3 protein-coding genes are annotated in these 5,057 nt (G+C 42.5%); 1 reads left to right on the top strand and 2 read right to left on the bottom strand.

The features are described 5' to 3' along the window. A partial coding sequence (locus tag ABI367_RS15785; RefSeq protein ID WP_462232031.1) for an alpha-L-fucosidase occupies nt 1-842 on the top strand: 842 nt, incomplete at its 5' end. 74 nt (nt 843-916) lie between these two features. Here the strand turns inward: ABI367_RS15785 and ABI367_RS15780 are convergent. Continuing rightward, a complete protein-coding gene (locus tag ABI367_RS15780; RefSeq protein WP_462232029.1) occupies nt 917-2,698 on the bottom strand; it encodes a glycoside hydrolase family 15 protein in 1,782 nt (593 codons plus the stop codon). Continuing rightward, nucleotides 2,698-4,965: a bifunctional alpha,alpha-trehalose-phosphate synthase (UDP-forming)/trehalose-phosphatase gene (locus ABI367_RS15775; RefSeq protein WP_462232027.1), complete on the bottom strand. Its 2,268-nt coding sequence runs from the start codon at nt 4,963-4,965 to the stop codon at nt 2,698-2,700. Before ABI367_RS15775 ends, ABI367_RS15780 begins: the two co-directional genes overlap by 1 nt. Between the last annotated feature and the right edge of the window lie 92 nt (nt 4,966-5,057).

The raw sequence follows: 5,057 nt of genomic DNA, 5'->3' as shown, positions 1-5,057 counted from the left end.
ATGCACCTGCTATAGTTAAAATTTTGATGGAAAATGTTTCCCGCAATGGTACGTTGCTGCTTAATTTAACACAACATGGCCGCGGCGACCTGGATGCCGAAGTTATACAAACTGCCAAAGATATTGGTGAGTGGCTCAAAGTAAACGGCGAAGCCATTTATGGTTCGCGCCCGTTTGAGGTTTATGGAGATACATCGGTTTATTATACCCGCAACAAAAACAAATTGTATGCTACGCTGATAAAATGGAAAGATGCAACCATTAATTTAAAAGCTTTGGCTGCAAACGGTGCTACGCTGGGTAAAGTAACCAGGGTTGAATTGCTGGGTAATGGTGCTGCTATTGCGTTGCCATTTATACAAAACGAACAAGGATTAACCGTAACACCCCCATCCGCTGTAAAGGCGCTTAGCAGTATAGATAATACCATACTTGCGTCGCAGTACAGGGTGCTGCGTATCACACAAGATAAAACATGGATAAATGATGATGACCCCGGGGTAATAATGGCACAGGGATGGTTCAGGCAGGCAAATTTAAACAAGGGCGACTTTAATAACGACCTTACCATCAGCGATACGCCCGGTGCTATATGGAAGTTTCAATTTACCGGAAAAAGCTTATCGGTTATAGCGCCTAAACAAACCGGGGGCGGTAAAATTGAAGTATTGATTGACGGCAAAGCAGGCAAAGTTGTCGACCTTTCTTCAGGAGCAGACAGACAGAGTCAACAGGTAGTTTATCATATCAATAAGCTTGCCCCCGGCAAACATATCGTTAGTATTATTAACCGCGGTGGCGGCCCTGTTGCCATTGATGCATTAGTAATTAATACTCGTTAATTTTATATCATGATGCGCAAAGCTATACTCTTCATAATTGCACTGTCTTGTTATGAAATAAGTTTATATATGTTTTATAGAAATATTGGCCTGTCCAGCTTTGTTGCAATACGAAACGCCGCGTTCATCAACCCCACGTGGCTATATGCTTGCGGAAAATTTCCCCACTGACTGCCGTCTACCTCGTCTACGTCTTCACTAAATAGCTGCAAATGGTTTGAAAACTTGATAAGGCTTTCAAACTCACGAATAGCGTCGTCCATTCTGCCAACCGCGGCAAGTGCCTCTACGTACCAAAATGCACAGATCAGGAAAGTTGTTTTAGGCTTTCCAAAATCATCCTTGTACAAATACCTGTAAAATAAGCCGTTGCTGCCTTTTAATTCCTTTTCAAGTGCGATGAGATGATCCTTAGCCCTGTCTGACGCCGGATCGAGATAATTCATCACAATGAGTTGCAGCGTACTTGCATCCAGGTTTTGGCTGCCGACAGAATTTGTGTAAACTTTTCTAACCGGGTCGTAACAGCTTTCAATGTGTGCGGCTGCTCGCTCTTTTAAGGATACCGCCTTTTGTTCAAGCACCTCATCGTTGATGGTTTTGGCCATCTTTTCTGCCGCACACGCGCCTGCCCATTGGAATAAATTACTGTAGCAATGAATATTGGCAAAATTGCGAAACTCCCATATTCCGGCGTCTTTTTCGTCAATGGTACGTTCTATTTTATTCAATAAATAAGTTATCCATCTTGCCGAATCCTTACGTTCATCGTAGGTAAAGCGGCGATCTGTATAAAGTGGCAAAAGCGATATCAGTACCTGACCATATATATCGTTTTGTATATGCTCTGAGGCTTGATTACCTATGCGTACGGGCTTATTACCCAGGTATCCGTCCAGATCGTCTAAAATCACCTCATCAATATTTTTTTTGCCGGTGATGCTGTAGAGTGGCTGGTATCTTAACTCATCAGAGAAAGAAATATCCGTAACGTAACTAAAATATTTTTCCATCTCCTCAAAATGGCCAATATGGTTTAATGCTGTTATTACATAGTAAGTATCGCGCAGCCAGCAGTAGCGGTAGTCCCAGTTACGGCCGCTCCCGGGCGATTCCGGTAAACTGGTAGTACTGGCGGCTATAATGGCACCGGTATCTTCAAACTGGTGTATTTTTAGCGCAAGGGCCGAACGTATAACAAACTGCTGATAGAAAGATGCAATGGATGAATGTTTGATCCATGTGCGCCAGTAGGCGATGGTCTCGGTTAAAAACCTTTGTGCGGTGGTTATAAGCGGCGCTTCCAAAGGTTCGCCGTAGGTCATTACTAAATATTTTACCTCGTTTAATACAAAAGGCTGTTCGTCAAAAACATAGCTCACCGGTATATTGGTTGTGAGCCGGATATTTTCTTCGCCGCCTAAAAATTGAATATGATTACTTCCTCTGTTAACGGTAAGCTTCTTGGCACCATAATCACTAACCGGTTGGCATTTTACCGAAATACGCGGCGACCCCTCTATTGCCTCCACTTGCCTTATCAGCATTAGCGGTTTATAATACCGGTCATATTCCCTAAAACGGGGTGCAAAATCTGTTATCCTGTATTTACCATCACTACAGGTAATTTCCGTTATAAGCACATTGGTGTTTTCAAGGTAGTATTGATGCGAAGTGTATTCACCCTCGGGCAGGATAGAAAACGTGCCGCCTTTTTGCTTGTCGAGCATTTGGCCAAAAATGAAGGTGCTGTCAAATAAAGGCCAGCATAACCAGTCGATATTGGTATTTTTGTTAACATGAGCCAGAAAGGCGCAATTACCGATGATACCGGTTTGATAGATATGCTTTTCCATTACATGCTTTTTTTAGGTTGCGGCTTTGCCGCGTTCTCGCCATCCAGGCTTTGCAGCAAGGATTTAACGGCATCGGGGTTTAACAGGTTATATTTTGCAAACGATGCCTCGTTACCCACTTTTATGGTAAACGCACCGGGGGTTCTGGCCAATTTTTTAAACATATCTTCGTCGGTCTTATCATCTCCAATACAAAGGATGAAATCGTATTCATTTTTCTTTAAAAGCTGACTTACAGCAACACCCTTGTTAATTCCTTTGTTTCGTACTTCAATTACCTTATTTCCGTTAAGTACATCAAGATCCAACAAAGCGGTTATTTTTAAAAGTTCCTCATATAATTCCTTGGCTCGTAATGAACCGTCTAATGCTCCTGCTGTCCGGTAATGCCAGGCCAGCGAAAACCGCTTATGTTCAACAAACGTACCCGGGCATCGTTCGGTATAAGCATTCATCACACTCTCTATTTTCGGCTTCCAATCCAAAATATCCCCCGCATTTTCAGAAAGCCAGCTCCCCCCTATTTGTTTTGTTACTGATCCGTGTTCGGCTATCATGCCTATTGGTAAAGTACCCAGCCATTCGTCAAGTGTATTACCGTCCCGGCCGCTAACAATATAAATGTCATTTTGCCTATTTTCTGCAATTTTTGTAAGTAATTGTATTAGTTCCGCCTCCGGTGCGGCAAGCATAGGGTTCTCGTTAAACGCTACAAGGGTTCCATCATAGTCAAGCAAAATGAGTCTACGGTTTGCGGCATTATAAGCCGATAAGAGCCTTGCTTTTAACCCCTCATCTAAAAACTTAATTTCAAAATCAAGTTGTATCTCCTTCACATGTTTCATTTGTCCAAAAAAATCATTTGCCCAGGCGTCCACATTATATTTTCTAATGCGTTGCTGCATAGCATTAAGGCGCACTTTTTGTTCCTGTTCGGGCATTTCGAGTCCCTTTTTAATAGCATCGGCAATTTCATCTGTATCGTTGGGATTGATCAGTAAAGCCGCACTCAACTCGCGGGCAGCACCGGCCATTTCACTTAATATCAACACTCCTTTTTGATCTTTACGGCTGGCCACAAACTCCTTGGCCACCAAATTCATCCCATCCCTAAGCGGAGTAATTAAAGCCAGATCGCAACTGGTATATAAGGCTACCAGTTCCGAAAAGTTTAAATGTCCGTACTGGTAAATTACCGGCTGCCAGCTTATATTACCTAAACTACTGTTAATGTCACCTATGTATTCATCAATTATCCGCTTCCTTTCAGCGTACTTTTTTATACCGTCCCGCGACGGCACAACCACCAATACAAATACGATGAGGCCCTTAAAGTTTGGACTTTGCGTAAGGAACCTTTTGTACCCTTTTAAACGGTTAAGTACCCCTTTGGTATAGTCCAGCCTGTCAACAGAAAAAATTAGCTTTTTATCGCCTTTTATCTCCTGGTATTCTTCTCGTCGTTCAACAACATCTAACTCATCGTAAGCTTCATAAAAACGGTCAAAATCAATACTGATAGGAAACACATCAACTTTAACCTGTCTGTCCTTCCACGAAATCATTGACCCTTCGTGTTCCGCTTTAAGTACGGTTTCGGCACAGAAAAGAAAATGCGAAGCATAGTCTATAGTATGAAACCCGATCAAATCAGCGCCTAACATACCGGTTAATAGCGCATTTTGCCATTTTTTGGGTACTATCCGAAACATTTCATACGATGGAAAGGGCGTATGTAAAAAAAGACCGATAGTAAGCGACGGCATAGCCTGCCGAAGCATTTCTGCAAGGGGCAACAAATGGTAATCATGTATCCAAACGGTATCGTCTTTTTCCATTTCTTTGAGCAGGGTATCAGCAAAAAGCTTATTCACGGCCATATAGTCGTCAAAATGGCCGGCGCTATAATCTGCATACGAGGGGAAGTAATGGAATAACGGCCAAAGCAGGGAATTTGCGAAGCCGTTATAATAAGATTCATAGGTTCGTGCTTTGACAAATACGGGAGAGTAGGTATAATCGCCTTCCTCACATCCCGGAATTACGTTATTCCATATTTTTTCGGTACAAGTGGGTACGCCTGCCCATATTGTCTGTGAAAAACCACCGGCACTTTCGCCGTTTAAATAGGCACTAACTGCAGAGACCAGGCCACCTGAAGATTGACGACATGTGTACTGTCCGTTATTTTGTTCGATAGTGATAGGTAAACGATTGGAAACTATAAATAATTTATGCGGCATAAAACTAAAGCGTTTTAGGAGCATAATTGTTTGTGGCTATTGTTACAAAATTGCCGTAAAGATTTGGCGCTAAAGAGGGGTTTTAACGGGGGTATGGGAAACAATTATGCCCGATG

Source organism: Mucilaginibacter sp., from assembly GCF_039935595.1.
Lineage (GTDB): Bacteria > Bacteroidota > Bacteroidia > Sphingobacteriales > Sphingobacteriaceae > Mucilaginibacter.
This window is presented reverse-complemented; position numbering and strand designations above follow the sequence as displayed.